The sequence below is a fragment of the Kitasatospora cinereorecta genome, assembly GCF_024172095.1.
Classification (GTDB): domain Bacteria; phylum Actinomycetota; class Actinomycetes; order Streptomycetales; family Streptomycetaceae; genus Kitasatospora; species Kitasatospora cinereorecta.
On the sequence record NZ_JAMZDX010000003.1, the window covers coordinates 1,433,179 to 1,454,427 of the forward strand.

Sequence of the window (21,249 nt, forward strand, 5' to 3'; positions counted from 1 at the left end):
ATGAGCACGACCCCCGAGAACGGCAAGGACGCGGCGGCACCCGATGTGAGCAGCGTCACGTCACGGAGGGGGCCGTTTGGCCCTGGGGGGGCTTCGGCCGATAGCCTTCCGGCCGTGCCGAAACCCGATCAAATCTCCGCGAGCCCGCCCCGCCCCGAGCGGGCCCCGGCGCTGCCGTTCGCCGAGGTCGTCCGCCTGCTGGGGCTGCCCGACGCCGAGGGCCCGCAGGTCACCGGCATCACCCACGACTCCCGGGCAGTGCGCCCTGGTGACGTGTACGTCGCCTTCCCCGGCGCCAATGTGCACGGCGCGAAGTTCGCCCCCGGCGCGGTCGCCGCGGGCGCGGTCGCGGTGCTCACCGACGCGGCCGGCGCCGAACTGGCCGCCGACTGCGGGGCCCCGCTGCTGGTGGTGGAGAGCCCGCGTGCGGTGATGGGCCAGCTGGCCGCCGCCGTGTACGGCGCGCCCAGCGAGCGGCTGCTGATGATCGGCCTGACCGGCACCAACGGCAAGACCACCACCTCGTACCTGGTCGAGGGCGGCCTGCGCGGCGCCGACCTGGTGCCCGGGGTGATCGGCACGGTCGAGATGCGGGTCGGCGACGAGCGGATCAAGAGCGAGCGCACCACGCCCGAGTCGACCGACCTGCACGCCGTCCTCGCGGTGATGCGCGAGCGCGGCGCGGACGCGGTGGCCATGGAGGTCTCCAGCCACGCCCTGGTCTACGGCCGGGTCGACGGGGTGCTGTACGACGTGGCGCTGTTCAACAACCTGACGCCCGAGCATCTCGACTTCCACCCGGACATGGAGGACTACTACCGGGCCAAGGCCCGGCTCTTCCAGCCCGACAAGGCCCGCCGCGGCGTGGCCAACCTGGACGACGCGTACGGCCGCCGGCTGGCCGGCGAGGCGCCCGTCCCGATGACCACCTTCTCCGCGAGCGGCCGGGCCGAGGCCGACTGGCGCGCCGTGGACGTGCAGCTCGGGCCGGCCGGCTCCACCTTCCGCGTGGTCGGCCCGGACGGCGCCGAGGCCGACGCCTCCGTGCCGCTGCCCGGCCCGTTCAACGTCTCCAACGCGCTCGGCGCGATCACCGCGCTGGTCACCGCCGGGGTCGCGCTGGAGGCCGCGGTGGCCGGCGTCGCCTCGGTGCCGGGCGTGCCCGGCCGCCTCGAGAAGGTCGACGCCGGGCAGCCGTACGTCGCCGTGGTCGACTACGCCCACAAGCCCGACGCGCTGGCCGCCGTGCTGGAGTCGCTCCGCGAGGTCACCAAGGGCCGGCTGCACGTGGTGGTCGGCTGCGGCGGCGACCGGGACCCGTACAAGCGCGGGCCGATGGGTGCGATCGCCGCCCGGCTCGCCGACACGGCGCTGCTGACCAGCGACAACCCGCGCTCGGAGGACCCGCTGGCGATCCTCGCCACCATGCTGACCGGCGCCGCCGGGGTGCCCGAGGAGGAGCGCGGCGAGGTGCTGGCCGTGCCCGACCGGGCCGAGGCGATCGCCCTCGCGGTGCGCCGCGCGCACGCGGGCGACACCGTCCTGGTGGCCGGCAAGGGCCACGAACTGGGCCAGTACGTGAAGGGCGAGGTCCGCCCGTTCGACGACCGCGAGGTGCTGCGCGAGGCCATCGCGCAGGCGCCTACGAGCCGCCCCGAGTCGAAGGGCGCGCCGGTGTCGAGAGTGACGAGCGACAAGCGAGATGGGGGCACCGCCCAGCCGTCAAGGCTGGGGGAGAGCGCCGGAGCGAGGAGCGTCGGCGCCGGGTCAGGAGCGGCCGGAGACGAGCGGGCGAGTAGCGGAGAGGTGGAGCAGCAGTGATCGCACTGACCCTGGGCGAGGCCGCGGCCGCCGTCGGCGGCACCCTGGACGGGGCCGCGGCGGACGCCGTGATCACCGGAGCGGTCGTCACCGACAACCGCCGGATCGAGCCCGGCGGCCTGTTCGTCTGCGTGCTCGGCGAGCGGGTGGACGGCCACGACTTCGCCGCCAAGGCTGTCGAGGACGGTGCGGTGGCGGTGCTGGCCACCCGCCCGGTCGGCGTGCCCGCCGTGATCGTGGACGACGTGGTGATCGCCCTCGGCCGGCTCGCCCGCGCCGTGGTGGAGAAGGCCGAGAAGGTCGAGATCGTGGCGCTCACCGGCTCGGCCGGCAAGACGTCCACCAAGGACCTGATCGCCCAGCTGCTGCAGCGTCGCGGCGAGACCGTCTTCCCGGCCGGCTCGCACAACAACGAGATCGGCCACCCGCTGACCGCGCTGAAGGTCACCCCGAGCACCCGCCACCTGGTGATGGAGATGGGCGCCCGGCACAAGGGCGACATCGAGTACCTGACCGGCATCACCCCGCCCACCGTCGGCCTGGTGCTCAACATCGGCACCGCGCACGTCGGCGAGTTCGGCTCCAAGGAGGCCATCGCGGTGGCCAAGGGCGAGCTGGTCGAGGCGCTGCCGGAGAGCGGGATCGCGGTGCTCAACGCCGACGACCCGCTGGTGCGCGCGATGGCCTCGCGGACCCGGGCCCGGGTGGTGCTGTTCGGCGAGAGCCCGGACGCACACGTACGGGCCACCGGAGTTCGCCTGGACGACACCGGACGGCCATCGTTCACGCTCACCACCCCAGCCGGTTCCGCGCCCGTACAGCTGCGCCTGTACGGTGAGCACCACGTCTCGAACGCCCTCGCCGCCGCCGCGGTGGCGGTGGAGCTCGGGATGCCCGTCGACGACGTCGCCGAAGCCCTCGGCGAGGCGGGTGCGCTGTCCCGCTGGCGCATGGAGGTCGTCGAACGGGCCGACGGTGTCACCGTCGTGAACGACGCCTACAACGCGAACCCGGACTCGATGCGGGCCGCGCTGCGGGCCCTCGCCACGATGGCCGGCCGCGGCCCGGAGCGCCGCCGCACCTGGGCGGTGCTCGGAGAGATGCGGGAGCTCGGCGAGGACAGCCTCGACGAGCACGACGCCATCGGGCGGCTCGCCGTCCGGCTCGACGTCACCAAGCTGGTGGCGGTCGGCGGACGCGAGGCGGCCCGGATGGAACTGGGTGCGAGGAACGAAGGTTCGTGGGGTGAGGAGTCGGTGCTGGTGTCCGACGCGGACGCGGCGATCGAGCTGCTGCGCAGTCAGGTGCGGCCGGGGGACGTGGTCCTGGTGAAGGCCTCCCGTTCGGTCGGTCTCGAAAGGGTCGCCGAGGCCCTGCTCGCGGACGGTGCTGCCGAGTGAAGCAGATCCTTTTCGCCGGCATGATCGGCCTGGTGCTCTCGCTGCTGGGCACGCCGGCCCTGATCAAGGTGCTCGCCCGGCACGGCTACGGCCAGTACATCCGCGACGACGGCCCCAAGGCGCACCACAGCAAGAAGGGCACGCCCACCATGGGCGGCATCGCCTTCATCCTGGCGACCCTGATCGCCTACTTCACGACCAAGGCGATAGTGGGCGAGTCGCCCACGATCTCCGGTCTGCTGGTGCTGTTCCTGACCGCGGGCCTGGGCCTGGTCGGCTTCCTGGACGACTACATCAAGGTGGTCAAGCGCCGCTCGCTGGGCCTGCGGGCCAAGGCCAAGCTGCTCGGCCAGTCCTTCGTGGCGCTCGCGTTCGCCGTGCTGGCCCTGCAGTTCGAGGACAGCCGCGGGCTCACGCCGGCGTCCACCAGCCTGTCGTTCGTGCGCGACTTCCAGTGGGCGGTCGGCCCGGTGCTGTTCGTCCTCTTCGCGTACTTCATGATCGCCGCGATGTCGAACGGCGTGAACCTGACGGACGGTCTGGACGGCCTCGCCACCGGCGCCTCGGTGATGGTCTTCGGCGCCTACACCTTCATCGGCGTGTGGGAGTACGGCCAGTCCTGCGCCTACGCGCTGAAGGCCACCTCCAGCTGCTACGACGTCCGCGACCCGCTGGACCTGGCCGTGGTGGCCGCCGCCCTGATGGGCTCCTGCTTCGGCTTCCTGTGGTGGAACACCTCGCCCGCCAAGATCTTCATGGGTGACACCGGCTCGCTCGCCCTCGGCGGCGCCCTGGCCGGCCTCGCCATCTGCTCCCGCACCGAACTCCTGCTGGCCCTGCTCGGCGGCCTGTTCGTGATCATCACCCTTTCGGTGATCATCCAGGTCGGCTCGTTCCGGATGACCGGCAAGCGCGTTTTCAAGATGGCGCCCCTCCAGCACCACTTCGAGCTCAAGGGCTGGAGCGAAGTCCTGATCGTGGTCCGCTTCTGGATCATCCAGGGTCTGTGCGTCGCCGTCGGACTCGGACTCTTCTACGCGGGATGGGTGACCGGATGACCCAGAACCCCGACTGGAGCGGCCTGCCGGTCGTGGTGGCCGGCCTCGGCCTGTCGGGAATCAGCGCCGCTCGCGTGCTGCACGGCCTCGGCGCCAGCGTCACCGTGGTGGACGGCGGCGACGGCGCCGGCCTGCGGGCCAGGGCCGCCGAGCTGGAGGCGCTCGGCGTGGCCGTCCGCCTCGGCGACGGCGCGACCCTGCCGGAGTCCACCCGGCTGATCGTCACCTCCCCGGGCTGGGCCCCGGACAGCCCGCTGTTCACCGCCGCCGAGCAGGCCGGCGTACCGGTCTGGGGCGACGTCGAACTCGCCTGGCGCCTGCGCCGCCCGCACCCGGAGACCGGCGAGCCCGCCCCCTGGCTGGCCGTCACCGGCACCAACGGCAAGACCACCACCGTCCAGATGCTCGCCTCGATCCTCACCGCCGCCGGCCGGCGCACCGCCGCCGTCGGCAACGTGGGCGTCTCGGTGCTGGACGCGGTGCTCGCCGAGGAGCCGTACGACGTGCTCGCGGTCGAACTCTCCAGCTACCAGCTGCACTGGGCGCCCTCGCTGCGCCCGCACTCGGCCGTGGTGCTCAACCTCGCCCCGGACCACCTCGACTGGCACGGCTCGATGGAGGCGTACGCCGCCGACAAGGGCCGGATCTACCAGGGCAACCAGGTCGCCTGCGTGTACAACCTGGCCGACCCGGCCACCGAGGCGCTGGTCCGCGAGGCCGACGTCGAGGAGGGCTGCCGGGCGATCGGCTTCGGCCTGGGCGCGCCCGCCGTCTCCAACTTCGGCGTGGTGGACGGGCTCCTGGTCGACCGGGCGTTCGTCGAGGACCGGGCCAAGAACGCCGCCGAGATCGGCGCCGTCTCCGACATCAACCCGCCCGCACCGCACAACGTCACCAACGCCCTGGCCGCCGCCGCGCTGGCCCGCGCGTACGGGGTGGACGCCAAGGCGGTGCGCGACGGGCTGCGCGCCTTCCGGCCGGACGCCCACCGGATCGCCGAGGTCGCCGTGGTCGGCGACGTCGCCTGGGTGGACGACTCCAAGGCCACCAACACCCACGCCGCCGCCGCCTCGCTGGCCGCCTACGAGCCGGTGGTGTGGATCGCCGGCGGGCTCGCCAAGGGCGCGACCTTCGACGAACTGGTGGCGGGCGCCGCCGACCGGCTGCGGGGCGCGGTGCTGATCGGCCAGGACCGCGATCTGATCCGCGCGGCGCTGGTGCGACACGCACCGGATGTCCCGGTGATCGAGGCCGCCGCGGGCCAGACTGGCGCCGAGGCGATGGCCGAGGTGGTCCGCGCGGCCGCCTCGCTCGCCCGACCCGGTGACACCGTCCTGCTGGCGCCGGCCTGCGCCTCGATGGACATGTTCACCAACTACGGCGAGCGCGGGGACATGTTCGCCGAGGCCGTACGACGACTTGTGAACTAGGGCATCCCGGGGGCGCGGGCAGCCGCGCGCGGCGGAAGGGCGCACACCGCGGCCGCCTCGCGTGGCTGCCCGCGCCCCTCGGGTTCACGCAACGAGGGGGAGCAGGGTGGCGGGAGAGGGTAAGGCGGGTACGGCCGCGCGGCCCGAGGAGCTGCAGCTGATCTCCGCGACCACCACCACCTTCAAGTCGGCCGGGCCGGTGGCGCGGGCGCGGGCGTTCCGGGAGCGGTTCGCCGACCTGCTGGGGCGGCCCCTGACGCCGTACTACCTGATCCTGGGCTCCACCCTGCTGCTGGTGGTGCTGGGCCTGGTGATGGTGTTCTCCGCGTCGCAGAACGTCGTGGTCGAGTACGGCCTGCCGATCACGTTCTTCTTCCGCAAGCAGCTGGTCGCCGCCATGCTCGGCGCCGCGCTGGCGGTGGTGCTGGCCAAGATGCCGGTCCGCCTGCACCGGACGATCGTCTACCCGCTGCTGTTCGGCGTGGTGGCGGCGCTGGTGCTGGTCGCCATCCCGGGCATCGGCACCAAGGTCAACGGCAACCGGAACTGGATCAGCCTCGGCTTCTTCCAGATCCAGCCCTCGGAGTTCGCCAAGCTGGCGCTGCTGCTGTGGGGCGCCGACCTGCTCGCCCGCAAGCAGCGGACCCACATGCTCGACCAGTGGAAGCACCTGCTGGTGCCGCTGGTGCCGGGCACCGTGGTGCTGATGATGCTGATCATGATCGGCGGCGACATGGGCACCACCATGGTGCTGGTCGCCATGCTGTTCGGGCTGCTGTGGATGGTCGGCGCGCCGCTGCGGCTGTTCGGCGCGACCCTGGGCATCGCGGTGGTGGCGTGCACCGCCCTGATCATCACGGTGCCGCACCGGCTCGACCGGCTGGGCTGCGTCGGGGTCACCAAGCCCGACCCCAACCTGAACTGCTTCCAGGCCCTGCACGGCCTCTACGCCTTCGCGGCCGGCGGCCCGTTCGGCTCCGGACTGGGCGCCGGCGTGGAGAAGTGGGGCCAGCTGCCCGAGGCGCAGACCGACTTCATCTTCGCCGCCACCGGCGAGGAGCTCGGTCTGGTGGGGACGCTGTCGGTGCTCGCCCTCTTCGCGGCACTAGGCTACGCGGGTATCCGAGTGGCCCTCGGCACGAAGGATCCCTTCGTCAGGTACGCGGCGGGCGCCGCCACCACGTGGATCATGGCTCAGGCCGTGGTCAACCTGGGATCGGCGCTCGGGCTCCTCCCCATCGCGGGAGTGCCCCTGCCGCTGTTCTCCTACGGCGGGTCCGCCATGCTGTCGGCCATGTGCGCCATCGGGGTACTGCTGTGCTTCGCCCGCAGCACCCCGGCGGCCAAGGCAGCCCTGGCTGCCCGGCCCCGTCGACTGCGGAGAGGGGCCAACGCCCGGCTCAGGCCCGTCCTGGCCCGGGTGCTGCCACGACGTAAAACCACAGTGCGCAGGGCCGGCGGGCCCAAGCGCAGGGAGCGGTGAATTTCGGTGCATGTCGTACTCGCCGGCGGCGGTACCGCCGGTCACATCGAGCCGGCCATGGCCCTCGCGGACGCGCTCCGCAGGCACGACCCGACCATCGGGATCACCGCCCTGGGCACCGAACGCGGCCTGGAGACCCGGCTGGTGCCGGAGCGCGGCTACGAGCTGGCACTGATCCCGGCCGTCCCGCTGCCGCGCAAGCCCACCCCCGAGCTGATCACCGTCCCGGGCCGGCTGCGCGGCACCGTGCGGGCCGCCCAGGACATCATCGAGCGGGTCAACGCCGACGCGGTGGTCGGCTTCGGCGGCTACGTCGCGATGCCCGCCTACCTGGCCGCCAAGCGCGCCGGGGTGCCGATCGTGGTCCACGAGGCCAACGCCCGGCCCGGCCTGGCCAACAAGATCGGCGCCCGGTACACCGACTTCGTCGCGGTCTCCACGCCCGACTCCAAGCTGCGCGACTCGCAGTACATCGGCATCCCGCTGCGCCGCACCATCGCCACCCTGGACCGCAACGCGGTCCGCCCGGAGGCCCGGCACTACTTCGGCCTCGACCAGCGGCTGCCCACCCTGCTGGTCTCCGGCGGCTCGCAGGGCGCCCGCCGGCTGAACGAGACGGTCCAGGCCATCGCGCCCCGGCTGCAGCAGTACGGGGTGCAGATCCTGCACGCGGTCGGCCCGAAGAACGAGCTGCCGCAGATCGACGACATCCCCGGGATGCCGCCGTACCGCGTGCTGCCGTACCTGGACCGGATGGACCTGGCCTACGCGGCGGCCGACATGATGCTCTGCCGGGCCGGCGCGATGACCGTCGCCGAGCTGGCCGCGGTCGGCCTGCCGGCCGCCTTCGTGCCGCTGCCGATCGGCAACGGTGAGCAGCGGCTGAACGCCCAGCCGATGGTGAAGGCGGGCGGCGGCCTGCTGGTGGACGACGCCGAGCTGACCCCGGACTGGGTGCTGCGCAACGTGCTGCCGGTGCTGACCGACCCGGGCCGGCTGTGGGACATGAGCCGGGCCGCCGCCGAGTTCGGCCGCCGGGACGCCGACGACCTGCTGGTGCGGATGGTCTACCAGGCCATCGAGGCAGCCCGCGGCGGCCGCCGGCGTGGCTGACCGCCCCGGGGACCGGGACCCGCTGGAGGAGTACGGGGAGGAGCAGCGCCCTCCCCGGCTCCGCCTGTCCCGGCGCGGCATGGCGGTGGTGACCGGCTTCGTCGCGCTGGTGGTGGGCACGCTCGGCTGGCTGGTGTTCTTCTCCTCGGCGCTGGAGGTGCGCGGGGTCGCCGTCCAGGGCCTGGACAGCGGGCGGCTCAGCCAGGACGAGGTGGCCGGCGCGCTCGGCCCGCTGAAGCACGGTCCGCTGGCCCGGGTCGACCTGGCCGAGGCGGAGCACCGGGTGTCCGCCGTGCCGCGGGTGGCCAAGGTCGAGGTGTGGCGCGGCTGGCCGCACACGCTGCGGGTGAAGGTGACCGAGCGCAGGCCGGTCGCCGCGATCCACACCGACGACGGGAAGTTCGTCCAGGTCGACGCGGGCGGTGTCGAATTCGCCACCGAGGAAAAGCCGCCGGACGGCGTGCCGGTGGTGGAGCTTCAGCTCGGTCAGCCTGCGAACGACGCGCTGCCGGTGTTCGACCGCGCCCTGTTGGTGCGGTCCGCGGTGACGGTGGCGGCGGGTCTGCCGCCGGACGTCGCCAAGCAGGCGGGTTCGCTCAAGGTGCTGAGTTACGACGACATCCGGCTGCAACTGGCGAACGGCGCGACCATTCGCTGGGGGAGTGCCGAGCGGACCGATCGCAAGGCGCGGGTGCTGACCGCGTTGCTCGGCCGGAAGGCCGCGAATTATGACGTGAGTGCGCCGGATGCACCGGCTGTGTCGGGATGATCCGGTAAGTTCTGTGTGGTCGTCACCCCGATGTGCTCGTCACCCCGGTGTCAGTGCGGGGGCGATGATCACATAGGCTCAAAAGAAAAAAGGGAAGCGCGGCGTTGTTCATTGAACGCGCGCCGATTGCGACCTACTGTCCTGTGTCACCAGGCTGTGTCCCACAGTGATGTGACAGAGGTACAGCCCCAACCCTAAAGGTCAAGTTTAGGGTTCGGGTTTTCCGGAAATCCGAGGCGAGAGGCCTTCGACGTGGCAGCACCCCAGAACTACCTCGCGGTCATCAAGGTCGTCGGCATCGGCGGCGGTGGTGTCAACGCCATCAACCGGATGATCGAGGTCGGGCTCAAGGGCGTCGAGTTCATCGCGATCAACACCGATGCGCAGGCGCTGCTGATGAGCGACGCCGACGTGAAGCTGGACGTGGGCCGCGAGCTCACCCGCGGCCTCGGTGCCGGAGCCAACCCGGAGGTCGGCCGCAAGGCCGCCGAGGACCACCGCGAGGAGATCGAGGAGGTCCTCAAGGGGGCCGACATGGTCTTCGTCACCGCCGGCGAGGGCGGCGGCACCGGCACCGGCGGCGCGCCGGTGGTGGCCAACATCGCCCGCTCGCTCGGCGCCCTGACCATCGGCGTGGTCACCCGCCCGTTCACCTTCGAGGGCCGCCGCCGCGCCAACCAGGCCGAGGACGGCATCGCCTCGCTGCGCGAGCAGGTCGACACCCTGATCGTCATCCCCAACGACCGCCTGCTGTCCATCTCGGACCGCCAGGTGTCGGTGCTGGACGCGTTCCGCTCCGCCGACCAGGTGCTGCTCTCCGGTGTCCAGGGCATCACCGACCTGATCACCACCCCGGGCCTGATCAACCTGGACTTCGCCGACGTCAAGTCGGTCATGTCGGACGCCGGTTCCGCCCTGATGGGCATCGGCTCCGCCCGCGGCGAGGACCGTGCCAAGGCGGCCGCCGTGATGGCGATCTCCTCGCCGCTGCTGGAGGCCTCCATCGACGGCGCCCGCGGCGTGCTGCTCTCCATCTCCGGCGGTTCCGACCTCGGCCTCTTCGAGATCAACGAGGCGGCCCAGCTGGTCAGCGAGGCGGCCCACCCCGAGGCGAACATCATCTTCGGTGCCGTCATCGACGACGCGCTCGGCGACGAGGTGCGGGTCACCGTCATCGCCGCGGGCTTCGACGGCGGCCAGCCGCCGGCGATCGTCCGCGAGCCGGTGGTCAAGGCCAACACCGCCCCGGCGACCACCCCGGAGCGTCCGGCCGGCCGCCCCTCCTACGGTGCGATCGGCTCGGTGACCTCCCGTCCGGAGGAGTCGGCCCGCACGTCGGAGTCCCCGGCCCCGGTCACCACCGCCTCGCCGGTGCCGCCGCAGGTCCAGCCGGTGCGTCAGCCGTTCGTGGAGAGCCCCGCCGAGGAGCTCGACGTCCCCGATTTCCTCAAGTGATCCGTCACGACGTGCACGGTGCTCACTTCGCCTTCACCGATCGGTGGGGCGGGGTGAGCACCGTGCCGTACGGGGAGCTCAACCTCGGTGGCGCGGTGGGCGACGACCCCGGAGCCGTCCGGAAGAACCGTTTCCTCGCCGCCCGGGAGCTCGGGCTCGACCCCGCCGACGTGGTCTGGATGAACCAGGTGCACGGCGCGGAGGTGGCCGTGGTGACGGAGCGGCAGCGCGACGGCGAGGCCCCGACCGTGGACGCCGTGGTCACCGACCGCCCGCTGGCCCTGGCCGTGCTGACCGCCGACTGCACCCCGGTGCTGCTGGCCGACCCGGTCGCCGGGATCGCCGGCGCCGCCCACGCGGGCCGGCCCGGCCTGGCCGCCGGAGTGGTCCCGGCCGTGGTCGCGGCCATGCGGGAACTCGGCGCGGCCCCCGAGCGGATCACCGCCGCCACCGGCCCCGCCGTCTGCGGCCGCTGCTACGAGGTGCCCGCCGCCCTGCGCGCCGAGGTCGCCGCCGCGGTGCCCGCCGCCTGGAGCGAGACCTCCTGGGGCACCCCGGCGCTGGACGTGGCCGCGGGCGTGGCCGCGCAGCTCGCCGAGGCGGGCGTGACCACCGTGCTGCGCTCCCCCGTCTGCACCCTCGAATCCGCCGACCACTTCTCCTACCGCCGCGAGCAGCGGACCGGGCGGCTCGCGAGCTACGTCTGGTTGGGCCCCGATCACTCATGACGAACGACATCTACGGTCCGTTCCCGGGCAGCCGGGACTGGCTCGCCGCACTGACGGAGGGCCAGCGGGCCCGGTACGAGGAGCTCGGCACCAACCTGGAGGTGGTGCAGCGGCGGATCGCCGACGCCTGCGCCGCCGCCGGCCGCGCCCGGGACGAGGTGACCCTGGTCGTGGTCACCAAGACCTACCCGGCCGAGGACACCGCCCTGCTGGCCGGACTCGGCGTCACCGACGTCGCGGAGAACCGCGACCAGGACGCCGCCCCCAAGGCGGAGACCTGCGTTGACCTGCCCTTGACCTGGCACTTCGTCGGTCAACTCCAGACCAACAAGGTGCGGTCGGTGATCCGCTACGCGGACCGGGTCCACTCGGTGGACCGGGCCCGGCTGGTGGAGTCGCTGGCCGCCGCGGTGGAGCGGGCCGAACGCGCCCCGCTCGGCTGCCTGGTGCAGGTCGCCCTCGACAAGGAGCCCGGCGAGGGCTCGCACCGCGCCGGAGTGGCGCCCGGGGAGGTCGCCGCACTGGCCGACCTGATCGCCGACACGCCCGGGCTGCGCCTGGACGGTGTGATGACGGTCGCTCCGCTGGCCGGCCCGCTGGCCGGGGATCCGGCGGCCGCCTTCGACCGCTTCGCGGAAATCGCAAGCACCCTGCGCGGGGCCCATCCGACTGCCACGATGGTTTCGGCGGGCATGAGCGGCGACCTGGAGCAGGCGATCGCCGCGGGAGCGACACATGTACGCGTCGGTACGGCGGTGCTCGGAGTGCGGTCACCGCTCCGGTAACGTCACCAGGTAGTAGATCACACTGCAAGACAAAATAGGACAGAACCTAGCAGCTCATCGGCTCGCTGGGAACCGTGGATCGCATCTCCGCACCGACCTCCCCGACCTGACGGCCCATCGGCCCGAGCGGACGTGAGGGGCGCGCGGAATCCGCAGACGCCAAGGCCGTCGTCGGAGCCGATCCACCACGAATCGAGCGGAGGAGACGGGAGCATGGCCGGCGCAATGCGCAAGATGGCGGTCTACCTCGGCCTCGTGGAGGACGAGACCTACGACGGCCAGGGGTACGACCCCGACGACGACTACGACGCCGACCCGGAGCCGATCCGCACCGGGCGGACCGAGGACCTGCGCGGCGCGTCCGCGGCGGCGGCGGCGCCCGCCGCCGTGCCGGCGCCCGCCGTCCAGATCGCGCCCCAGCCGGTGCCGGCCGCGGTGCCGATCCGGCAGGAGTCCCCGCGGATGGCACCAGTGTCGTCCATCACACCCGACCGCCGCCAGAACGTGGAGAAGAGCGCCCCGGTGATCATGCCCAAGGTAGTGAACGAACGAGAGCCCTACCGCATCACCACGCTGCACCCCCGGACCTACAACGAGGCCCGTACCATCGGGGAACAGTTCCGCGACGGGACCCCCGTGATCATGAATTTGACCGAGATGGACGACACGGACGCCAAGCGGCTCGTAGACTTCGCGGCTGGACTCGTCTTCGGCCTGCACGGCAGTATCGAGCGAGTGACGCAGAAGGTGTTCCTGCTGTCGCCTGCTAACGTCGATGTCACGGCGGAGGACAAGGCTCGGATCGCCGAGGGTGGGTTCTTCAACCAGAGCTGACCCGGCCACGACGTTACGTGTGGATCGAGCGACGGTGTGTCATGACGGGACGTCGGCCAGGGAGAGGGAGACGCGATGGGGATCGTCGGATCGGTGCTCTACTGGGTGCTGACCGTGTTCCTGCTGATCCTGCTCTTCAGGCTCGTCATGGACTGGGTCTTCCAGTTCGCCCGCTCGTGGCGTCCCGGCAAGGCCATGGTCGTGGTGCTGGAGGCCACGTACACTGTCACGGATCCACCGCTCAAGCTTCTTCGGCGCTTCATCCCGCCGTTGCGTCTCGGGGGCGTGGCACTCGACCTGTCCTTCTTCGTACTGATGATCATTGTGTATGTCCTGATCTCGCTCGTGCGGTCCCTGTCGTTCTGAGCGATACGGCAGGATTCCGGAGTGCCGACGATCACGTTGAGGTGAAGAGATGCCATTGACCCCCGAGGACGTTCGGAACAAGCAGTTCACGACCGTCCGGCTTCGCGAAGGCTATGACGAGGACGAGGTCGATGCCTTCCTCGACGAGGTCGAAGCCGAGCTGACCCGCCTGCTGCGCGAGAACGAGGACCTGCGCGCCAAGCTGGCCGCCGCCACGCGTGCCGCCGCGCAGAACCAGGCCAACATGCGCAAGGAGCAGGCGCAGCAGGACGCCCGCCCCGGCGCCCCGGTGCCCGCCGCCATATCCGGCCCGCCGGTGCCCGGCCAGCAGCAGGGCCCCGGTCCCCAGCAGATGGGTGGCCCGCAGCAGATGGGCGGCCCGCAGCAGGGCATGGGCAACCAGCCGCTCGGCCTGCCGTCCGGCGCCCCGCAGCTCCCGCCCGGCCCGGGCGCGCAGATGCCCCAGCAGATGGGTCAGCCGCAGCAGATGGGCCAGACCATGGGCGGCCAGCAGCAGCTGGTCCAGCCGATGGGCGGCCAGATGCTGCAGCCGATGGGCGGCCCGATGGGCCAGCCGCAGATGGGTCAGCCGCAGATGGGCCAGACCATGGGCGGCCAGCAGCAGCTCGCCCCGATGGGCGGCCCCATGCAGCAGATGGGCGGCCCGATGGGCGGTCCCATGGGCGGCCCGCAGCAGGGCCCCGGTGGCGACAGCGCCGCCCGAGTCCTCGCGCTCGCGCAGCAGACCGCCGACCAGGCGATCTCCGAGGCCCGTTCCGAGGCCAACAAGATCGTCGGCGAGGCCCGCAGCCGCGCCGAGGGCCTGGAGCGGGACGCCCGGTCCAAGGCCGACGCCCTGGAGCGGGACGCGCAGGAGAAGCACCGCGTGGCGATGGGCTCCCTGGAGTCCGCCCGCGCGACGCTGGAGCGCAAGGTCGAGGACCTGCGCGCCTTCGAGCGCGAGTACCGCACCCGCCTGAAGTCGTACCTGGAGACCCAGCTGCGCCAGCTGGAGTCGCAGGCCGACGACTCGCTCGCCCCGCCGCGGATCCCCGCCACCGCCTCGCTGCCGCCGGCGTCCTCGTCGGCGATGGCTCCGGCCGGCGCCTCCACGATGAGTTCCGCCCCGAGCTTCGGCGGTCAGAGCTCCTTCGGCGGCGGCAACCCGAGCTTCGGCGGCCAGAGCTCCTTCGGCTCCACCCCGAGCTTCGGCCAGCCGGGCGGCAGCAACGGCGCCCCGCAGATGGCTCCCGCCGGGATGACCCAGCCGATGGCCGCGGTCCGTCCGCAGCCGCCGCAGCCGATGCAGCAGGCTCCCGCGCCGATGCGGGGCTTCCTCATCGACGAGGACGGCGACAACTAAGCAGGACCTTCGAGGGCGCCCCCGCCAGTGACATCCGTCACAGCGGGGGCGCCCTCGTCTTTTCACCAGGGGCTCGGGGAACCGCGACGCCGACCCCGGGGCTGGGTTCCTGGCGGGGGTTGGCCAACCACGAGAAGAGGGGCGCGGGGAACTGCGGCGTCGAGCCTGCCTCAAGCAGAGTGCGTGGCTGGTCGCGCAGTTCCTCGCGCCCCTCAAGAGCTGCTCAGGCCTTGCGGAGCTGGAAGGTGAAGCCGAGGCCCTCGTCGGTGAAGCTCTCGGACTCCCAGTCGGCGGCGCCGGCGGCGAAGTCGGTGGCGAGGACCTCGTCGGCGACCAGCGGGCCGTGCTCGGCGATGGCTTCGGCGGTCTCCTCGTTGGCGGCCCGCCAGCGCAGGACGATCCGGTCGGCGACGTCGAGGCCGGAGTTCTTCCGGGCCTCCTGGATCTGGCGGATGGCGTCGCGGGCGATGCCGAGCCGCTTGAGCTCCGGGGTGATGGCGAGGTCGAGGGCGACGGTGGCGCCGGCCTCGTTGGCGACGGCCCAGCCCTCGCGCGGGGTCTCGGTGATGATCACCTCGTCCGGCGACAGCTCGACCCGCTCGCCGTTCAGCTCGACCCCGGTGGTGCCGGTGGCCCGCAGCTCGGCGGCGAGGACGGCGGCGTCCGCGGCGGCGACCGCCTTGGCGACGTCCTGGACGCCCTTGCCGAACCGCTTGCCGAGGGCGCGGAAGTTGGCCTTGGCGGAGGTGTCGACGAGCGAGGCGCCGACGCCGGCCAGCGACTCCAGGGTGGTGACGTTGAGCTCCTCGGCGATCTGCGCGCGCAGGTCGGCGGGCAGCTCGTCCCAGCCCTGGGCGGCGATCAGGGCCCGGGAGAGCGGCTGACGGGTCTTCACCCCGGACTCGGCGCGGGTGGCGCGGCCGAGTTCGACCAGGCGGCGGACCAGGGCCATGTTCCGGGACAGCGCGGGGTCGACGAGGGTCTCGTCGGCGACCGGCCAGGTGGCGAGGTGGACCGAGACCGGGGCGTCGGGGGCGACCGGGACGACCAGGTCCTGCCAGACCCGCTCGGTGATGAACGGGGTGAGCGGGGCCATCAGCCGGGTGACGGTCTCCAGCGCCTCGTGCAGGGTGGCGAGCGCGGCGGCGTCGCCCTGCCAGAAGCGCCGGCGGCCGCGGCGGACGTACCAGTTGGAGAGGTCGTCGACGAAGGCGGACAGCAGCTTGCCGGCCCGCTGGGTGTCGTACGCCTCCAGGGCGGCGTCCACCTCGCGGACCAGGGTGTTCAGCTCGGAGAGCACCCAGCGGTCCAGCTGCGGGCGGTCCGCCGGCGCCGGGTCGGCGGCGGACGGCGCCCAGCCGGCGGTGCGGGCGTACAGGGCCTGGAAGGCGACGGTGTTCCAGTAGGTCAGCAGCGTCTTGCGGACGACCTCCTGGATGGTGCCGTGGCCGACCCGGCGGGCGGACCAGGGCGAGCCGCCGGCGGCCATGAACCACCGGACGGCGTCGGCGCCGTGCTGGTCCATCAGCGGGATCGGCTGCAGGATGTTGCCCAGGTGCTTGGACATCTTGCGGCCGTCCTCGGCGAGGATGTGGCCGAGGCAGACCACGTTCTCGTAGGAGGACTTGTCGAAGACCAGGGTGCCGACGGCCATCAGGGTGTAGAACCAGCCGCGGGTCTGGTCGATCGCCTCGGAGATGAACTGCGCCGGGTAGCGCTTCTCGAACAGCTCCTTGTTGCGGTACGGGTAGCCGTACTGGGCGAACGGCATGGAGCCCGAGTCGTACCAGGCGTCGATCACCTCGGGGACGCGCACGGCGGTGCCGGAGCACTGCGGGCACCCGAAGGTCACGTCGTCGATGAACGGCCGGTGCGGGTCCAGGCCGGACTGGTCGGTGCCGGTCAGCTCGGAGAGCTCGGCCAGCGAGCCGACGCAGGTCAGGTGGTCGTCCTCGCAGCGCCAGATCGGCAGCGGGGTGCCCCAGTAGCGGTTGCGGCTGAGCGCCCAGTCGATGTTGTTGTTCAGCCAGTCGCCGAAGCGGCCGTGCTTGACGTTCTCCGGGTACCAGTTGGTGGCTTCGTTCTCCCGGATCAGGGCGTCCTTGACCGCGGTGGTGCGGATGTACCAGGACGGCTGCGCGTAGTAGAGCAGCGCGGTGTGGCAGCGCCAGCAGTGCGGGTAGCTGTGCTCGTACGGCAGGTGGCGGAAGAGCAGGCCGCGGTCCTTGAGGTCGGCGACCAGGGCCTCGTCGGCCTTCTTGAAGAAGATGCCGCCGACCAGCGGGACCTCCTCCTCGAAGGTGCCGTCGGCGCGGACCGGGTTGACCACCGGCAGGCCGTACTTGCGGCAGGTGGCGAGGTCGTCGGCGCCGAAGGCGGGCGACTGGTGGACGATGCCGGTGCCGTCCTCGGTGGTGACGTACTCGGCGTTGAGGACGTAGTGGGCGTCCTCGATCTCGACCAGGTCGAACGGCCGGCGGTAGGCCCAGCGCTCCATCTCGGCGCCGGTGAACGACTCGCCGGTGGTCTCCCAGCCCTCGCCGAGCGCCTTGCCGACCAGCGGCTCGGCGACGACCAGCTGCTCGGTGCCGTCGGTGGCCACCACGTAGGTGACGTCCGGGTGCACGGCGGCGGCGGTGTTGGAGACCAGGGTCCACGGGGTGGTCGTCCACACCAGCAGCGCGGCGCGGCCGGCCAGCGGGCCGGAGGTGAGCGGGAAGCGGACGTAGACCGAGGGGTCGACCACGGTCTCGTAGCCCTGGGCCAGCTCGTGGTCGGACAGGCCGGTGCCGCAGCGCGGGCACCAGGGGGAGACCCGGTGGTCCTGGACCAGCAGGCCCTTGTCGAAGATCTGCTTGAGGGACCACCAGACCGACTCGATGTAGTCGGGGTCCATGGTGCGGTACGCCTGGTCGAGGTCGACCCAGTAGCCCATCCGCTCGGTGAGCTTGACGAACTCGTCGGTGTGCCGGGTGACCGACTCGCGGCACTTGGCGTTGAACTCGGCGATGCCGAACGCCTCGATGTCCTGCTTGCCGGAGAAGCCCAGCTCCTTCTCCACGGCCAGCTCGACCGGCAGGCCGTGGCAGTCCCAGCCGGCCTTGCGGGCGACGTGGTAGCCCTTCATGGTCCGGAAACGGGGGAAGACGTCCTTGAAGACGCGGGCCTCGATGTGGTGGGCGCCGGGCATGCCGTTGGCGGTCGGCGGGCCCTCGTAGAACACCCACTCGGGGCGGCCCTCGGACTGCTCCAGGCTGCGCCGGAACACCTTGTTGTCCTGCCAGAAGCTCAGGATCTGGTGCTCCAGGGCAGGCAGGTCGACCTGCGCGGGAACGGGGTTGTAGGTGCTCATCGCGGGCGTCTACCTCCGACGGATGCGTGGACTGGCTCCGACGGAGGGACGAGACGGCAGGCCGCCCCGCGGTACCACCCTCCTTGGCCGCGGTACTGCTTGCGACCCTCTTGTTTGGGGGTTGCAGCCGGTTCTAACGGGCCCGGGAAGGGCCTTTCTTCCGGCGGCTCCGGGGTGATCTTCCCGCCGCGCACACCCCCGGGCTCACACCGTCCCCGGGTCGCTCATGGCTGCGTACGTCGGTACTCGTCCCATCTGCGCCTTGCAGGTGCCAGTGTATCGGGCTTTGCAACCCGGATTAGTCGATGACGATCTGGGCACAACTTGGGCAGCACTCGTGCAACGGCGGCTGCGCGGGTGGGATGGACGAGCCGTTTCGGTATGTCCCGTTGTGACCGGATTCGCTGGGGATTATCGTTCCGGCACCGGAAGATCGTCGGGAACCGACGGTTCGAATGATTCGTAGATGAGGTCGAAAGCCATGGCTGAGAAGGCGACAGGGACCGCGACCAAGAGGTCGCGCAAGGCTGTGGCGGGCGACTCAGGGGAGGGGACCGTGAGCACTGCACGGCGTAAGACCAGCACCGGAACCGGCCACACGGCGGCCACCAGCCGCACGCACCTGTCCGCGGGCACCGGTGCCCGGGGCGGCGCCGAGTCGGTCGACCCGGCCGAGCTGCCGGTCCGCCCCGGCGAGGACCCGTGGACGTCCGTCGAGGTGGCCGAGCTGCACGCCGAGCTGGAGACCGACCTGCAGCGGCTGCGCGCCGAGATCGAGGCCGCCGAGGCCGCGATCGCCGGCCTGATGCGGGACTCCAACGACGGCGCGGGCGACGACCAGGTCGACGCCGGTACCAAGAACATCAACCGGGAGAGCGAGCTCGCGCTGGCCAACAACGCCCGCGACAGCCTGGCCCAGACCGAGCGGGCGCTGGCCCGGCTGGAGGGCGTCGGCTTCGGCATCTGCGAGTCCTGCGGCCAGCCGATCGGCAAGGCCCGGGTGCAGGCCTTCCCGCGGGCGACGCTCTGCGTCACCTGCAAGGCCAAGCAGGAACGCCGGTAGGGCAGGCCGTCCACCGGGCTCTCGCCCGGTCGCAGGCCATGGGGGCGGGCGTTGCCGTACGCTCGTCCCCATAACCCCGACCACCATGCACACGGCAGCGGAGCGGATCATCAGCACTCCAGGTTCCCCCCAGACCCAGGGCGACGCCGTCCCCACCGCCCGCACCCCGCAGGACGAGCCGGAGGCAGCGACGGACGAGAGCACCGCGCCCGCCGGGGCCACCGCCGCGAGCGGCGCCCGGGCGCTGGTCCGCCGCCGCCGGGTCGGCGTGCTGCTGACCGTCGCCCTGCTGGCGTACCTGATCGACCTCGGCTCCAAGCTGCTGGTCGTCGCCCGGCTGGAGGGCCACTCGCCGATCCAGGTGATCGGCGACGTGATGACCTTCCAGGTGATCCGCAACCCCGGCGCCGCCTTCGGCATGGGCCAGGCGATGACCGTGGTCTTCACCGCCATCGCCGCCGCCGTGATCGTGGTGATCTGGCGGATCGCCCGCAAGCTGTACAGCCTGCCCTGGGCCATCGCGCTCGGCCTGCTGCTCGGTGGCGCCTTCGGCAACCTCACCGACCGGCTGTTCCGCTCGCCCGGGATCTTCCGCGGGCACGTGGTGGACTTCATCTCCGTCCAGCACTTCGCCGTCTTCAACCTCGCCGACTCGGCGATCGTCTGCGGCGGCATCCTGGTGGTGCTGCTCTCCTTCCGCGGCTCCAACCCGGACGGCACCGTCCACCACAGCGCCAAGAAGCAGTAGCTTGCCCCTCCCGGGCGGGCGCCCCACCGAGGCGTAAGGGGCGCGGCCCGGGATCCGGCATACTCGTACGGGTGAGTACCGCAGCGCAGACCCGCAGCCTCCCCGTTCCCGACGGCCTGGAGGGCGAGCGACTCGACGCCGCCCTGGCCCGGATGTTCGGTTTCTCCCGGACGAAGGCCGCCGAGCTGGCCGCCGAGGGCAAGGTGACGCTGGACGGCGCCGTCGCCGGCAAGTCCGACCGGGTCACCGCCGGCGCCTGGCTGGAGGTCGAGATCCCGGCCCCGGCCGCCCCGGTGCAGATCGTCGCCGAGCCGGTCGACGGGATGCGGATCATCCACGACGACGACCACGTCGTGGTCATCGACAAGCCCGTCGGCGTCGCCGCCCACCCCAGCCCCGGCTGGACCGGCCCGACCGTCATCGGCGGCCTCGCCGCGGCCGGCTACCGGATCTCCACCTCCGGCGCCGCCGAGCGCCAGGGCGTGGTCCACCGCCTCGACGTCGGCACCTCCGGGATCATGGTGGTCGCCAAGTCCGAGCGCGCCTACACCGACCTCAAGCGCCAGTTCCACGACCGGATCACCGCCAAGCGCTACAACGCGCTGGTCCAGGGCCACCCGGACCCGCTGTCCGGCACCGTCGACGCGCCGATCGGCCGCCACCCCAGCAGCGACTGGAAGTGGGCGGTCACCCGCGACGGCAAGCCCTCGATCACCCACTACGACCTGATCGAGGCCTACCGGGCCGCCTCGCTGCTCGACATCAAGCTGGAGACCGGCCGCACCCACCAGATCCGGGTGCACATGTCCGCGCTGCGCCACCCCTGCGTCGGCGACCTCACCTACGGCGCCGACCCGACCCTCGCCAAGCGCCTCGGCCTGACCCGCCAGTGGCTGCACGCCGTCTCGCTCGGCTTCGAGCACCCCGAGGACGGGCAGTGGGTCGAGTTCACCAGCGAGTACCCCGCCGACCTGCAGCAGGCGCTCGACGTGATCGCCGCGGAGAGCTGAGATGACCGAGACGATCCTGGTCGCCGCCTCCGAGGCCGAACTGGCCCAGGTGCGGTCGATCCGCCGTGAGGTGTTCGTCGAGGAGCAGAACGTCCCCGAGGAACTGGAGTACGACACGTACGACGCCACCTCGGTGCACGTCCTCGCCCTCGGCGCGGACGGCACCCCGCTGGGCACCGGCCGGCTGATCCACGGCGCCCAGGCGCTGGAGCTCACCGGCGGCAAGCAGGGCCGGGTGCTGCTCGGCCGGCTCGCCGTGGTCAAGGCCGCCCGGGGCACCGGCCTCGGCGCCCGCCTGGTCCGAGCGCTCGAGCAGGCCGGCCGCGAGCACGGCGGCACCGAGCTGGAACTGCACGCCCAGGTCCAGGCGCTCGGCTTCTACGAGCGGCTCGGCTACGCCGCCGAGGGCGCCGTCTACCAGGACGCCGGCATCCCGCACCGCACCATGACCAGGGCTCTCTAGCACTTCCG

At 72.1% G+C, this 21,249-nt stretch carries 18 protein-coding genes; 17 read left to right on the forward strand and 1 reads right to left on the reverse strand.

The annotated features are described in order from the left end of the window. The 13 genes from FHR36_RS19885 to FHR36_RS19945 all read left to right on the forward strand — a co-directional run bounded on the left by FHR36_RS19885 (position 1) and on the right by FHR36_RS19945 (position 14,605). Entirely contained in the window at positions 1–1,821 is a 1,821-nt protein-coding gene (locus tag FHR36_RS19885) for a UDP-N-acetylmuramoyl-L-alanyl-D-glutamate--2,6-diaminopimelate ligase (RefSeq protein WP_253799159.1), read from the forward strand. Then, positions 1,818–3,221 (forward strand): UDP-N-acetylmuramoyl-tripeptide--D-alanyl-D-alanine ligase, encoded by a 1,404-nt coding sequence (locus tag FHR36_RS19890; protein ID WP_253799162.1) that lies wholly within the window; start codon positions 1,818–1,820, stop codon positions 3,219–3,221. The genes FHR36_RS19885 and FHR36_RS19890 overlap by 4 nt, the downstream gene beginning before the upstream one ends. Then, positions 3,218–4,279, forward strand: coding sequence for a phospho-N-acetylmuramoyl-pentapeptide-transferase (mraY, locus tag FHR36_RS19895; RefSeq protein ID WP_253799164.1), 1,062 nt, complete (start codon positions 3,218–3,220; stop codon positions 4,277–4,279). The genes FHR36_RS19890 and mraY overlap by 4 nt, the downstream gene beginning before the upstream one ends. Further along, positions 4,276–5,709, forward strand: coding sequence for a UDP-N-acetylmuramoyl-L-alanine--D-glutamate ligase (gene murD, locus FHR36_RS19900; protein WP_253799167.1), 1,434 nt, complete (start codon positions 4,276–4,278; stop codon positions 5,707–5,709). The genes mraY and murD overlap by 4 nt, the downstream gene beginning before the upstream one ends. A gap of 199 nt (positions 5,710–5,908) precedes the next feature. Then, a complete protein-coding gene (ftsW, locus tag FHR36_RS19905) occupies positions 5,909–7,192 on the forward strand; it encodes a putative lipid II flippase FtsW (RefSeq protein WP_253799464.1) in 1,284 nt (427 codons plus the stop codon). 6 nt (positions 7,193–7,198) lie between these two features. Further along, positions 7,199–8,305, forward strand: coding sequence for an undecaprenyldiphospho-muramoylpentapeptide beta-N-acetylglucosaminyltransferase (murG, locus tag FHR36_RS19910; protein WP_253799169.1), 1,107 nt, complete (start codon positions 7,199–7,201; stop codon positions 8,303–8,305). Continuing rightward, complete coding sequence (locus tag FHR36_RS19915) at positions 8,298–9,074, forward strand: cell division protein FtsQ/DivIB (RefSeq protein WP_253799171.1); 777 nt, start codon at positions 8,298–8,300, stop codon at positions 9,072–9,074. Before murG ends, FHR36_RS19915 begins: the two co-directional genes overlap by 8 nt. 252 nt (positions 9,075–9,326) lie before the next feature. After that, positions 9,327–10,529 (forward strand): cell division protein FtsZ, encoded by a 1,203-nt coding sequence (ftsZ, locus tag FHR36_RS19920; RefSeq protein ID WP_253799173.1) that lies wholly within the window; start codon positions 9,327–9,329, stop codon positions 10,527–10,529. Positions 10,530–10,540: 11 nt separating this feature from the next. Further along, positions 10,541–11,257: a peptidoglycan editing factor PgeF gene (gene pgeF, locus FHR36_RS19925; RefSeq protein WP_253799175.1), complete on the forward strand. Its 717-nt coding sequence runs from the start codon at positions 10,541–10,543 to the stop codon at positions 11,255–11,257. After that, complete coding sequence (locus FHR36_RS19930) at positions 11,254–12,042, forward strand: YggS family pyridoxal phosphate-dependent enzyme (protein ID WP_253799177.1); 789 nt, start codon at positions 11,254–11,256, stop codon at positions 12,040–12,042. Before pgeF ends, FHR36_RS19930 begins: the two co-directional genes overlap by 4 nt. Positions 12,043–12,255: 213 nt before the next feature. Beyond that, positions 12,256–12,876 carry a cell division protein SepF gene (locus FHR36_RS19935; protein ID WP_253799180.1) on the forward strand — a complete coding sequence of 207 codons (621 nt, stop codon included), beginning with the start codon at positions 12,256–12,258 and terminating at the stop codon, positions 12,874–12,876. Positions 12,877–12,951: 75 nt separating this feature from the next. Next, positions 12,952–13,242 carry a YggT family protein gene (locus FHR36_RS19940; protein ID WP_253799182.1) on the forward strand — a complete coding sequence of 97 codons (291 nt, stop codon included), beginning with the start codon at positions 12,952–12,954 and terminating at the stop codon, positions 13,240–13,242. 49 nt (positions 13,243–13,291) lie between these two features. Then, complete coding sequence (locus FHR36_RS19945; protein ID WP_253799185.1) at positions 13,292–14,605, forward strand: DivIVA domain-containing protein; 1,314 nt, start codon at positions 13,292–13,294, stop codon at positions 14,603–14,605. 223 nt (positions 14,606–14,828) lie between these two features. Here FHR36_RS19945 and ileS read toward each other — a convergent pair whose 3' ends face one another. Further along, positions 14,829–17,957, reverse strand: a complete 3,129-nt coding sequence (gene ileS / locus FHR36_RS19950; protein ID WP_253799188.1) for an isoleucine--tRNA ligase — start codon at positions 17,955–17,957, stop codon at positions 14,829–14,831. 556 nt (positions 17,958–18,513) lie between these two features. Between ileS and FHR36_RS19955 the strand changes: the two genes are divergently transcribed. The 4 genes from FHR36_RS19955 (at position 18,514) to FHR36_RS19970 (ending at position 21,241) form a co-directional block, all read left to right on the forward strand. Then, positions 18,514–19,020, forward strand: coding sequence for a TraR/DksA family transcriptional regulator (locus tag FHR36_RS19955; RefSeq protein WP_253799191.1), 507 nt, complete (start codon positions 18,514–18,516; stop codon positions 19,018–19,020). A gap of 85 nt (positions 19,021–19,105) precedes the next feature. Then, positions 19,106–19,768 (forward strand): signal peptidase II, encoded by a 663-nt coding sequence (gene lspA / locus FHR36_RS19960; protein ID WP_253799195.1) that lies wholly within the window; start codon positions 19,106–19,108, stop codon positions 19,766–19,768. Positions 19,769–19,839: 71 nt separating this feature from the next. After that, positions 19,840–20,778 carry an RluA family pseudouridine synthase gene (locus FHR36_RS19965; protein ID WP_253799198.1) on the forward strand — a complete coding sequence of 313 codons (939 nt, stop codon included), beginning with the start codon at positions 19,840–19,842 and terminating at the stop codon, positions 20,776–20,778. A 1-nt stretch (position 20,779) separates the two neighbouring features. Beyond that, complete coding sequence (locus FHR36_RS19970; protein ID WP_253799200.1) at positions 20,780–21,241, forward strand: GNAT family N-acetyltransferase; 462 nt, start codon at positions 20,780–20,782, stop codon at positions 21,239–21,241. Positions 21,242–21,249 lie beyond the last annotated feature (8 nt).

What these genes read in the sequence shown, in the direction of transcription:
- FHR36_RS19930 (WP_253799177.1), top strand. Translation starts at nt 11,254, where the DNA reads ATGACGAACGACATCTACGGTCCGTTCCCGGGCAGCCGGGACTGGCTC.
- lspA (WP_253799195.1), top strand. Translation starts at nt 19,106, where the DNA reads ATGCACACGGCAGCGGAGCGGATCATCAGCACTCCAGGTTCCCCCCAG.
- FHR36_RS19970 (WP_253799200.1), top strand. Translation starts at nt 20,780, where the DNA reads ATGACCGAGACGATCCTGGTCGCCGCCTCCGAGGCCGAACTGGCCCAG.
- FHR36_RS19945 (WP_253799185.1), top strand. Translation starts at nt 13,292, where the DNA reads ATGCCATTGACCCCCGAGGACGTTCGGAACAAGCAGTTCACGACCGTC.
- FHR36_RS19935 (WP_253799180.1), top strand. Translation starts at nt 12,256, where the DNA reads ATGGCCGGCGCAATGCGCAAGATGGCGGTCTACCTCGGCCTCGTGGAG.
- ileS (WP_253799188.1), bottom strand. Translation starts at nt 17,957, where the DNA reads ATGAGCACCTACAACCCCGTTCCCGCGCAGGTCGACCTGCCTGCCCTG.
- FHR36_RS19940 (WP_253799182.1), top strand. Translation starts at nt 12,952, where the DNA reads ATGGGGATCGTCGGATCGGTGCTCTACTGGGTGCTGACCGTGTTCCTG.
- murD (WP_253799167.1), top strand. Translation starts at nt 4,276, where the DNA reads ATGACCCAGAACCCCGACTGGAGCGGCCTGCCGGTCGTGGTGGCCGGC.
- FHR36_RS19885 (WP_253799159.1), top strand. Translation starts at nt 1, where the DNA reads ATGAGCACGACCCCCGAGAACGGCAAGGACGCGGCGGCACCCGATGTG.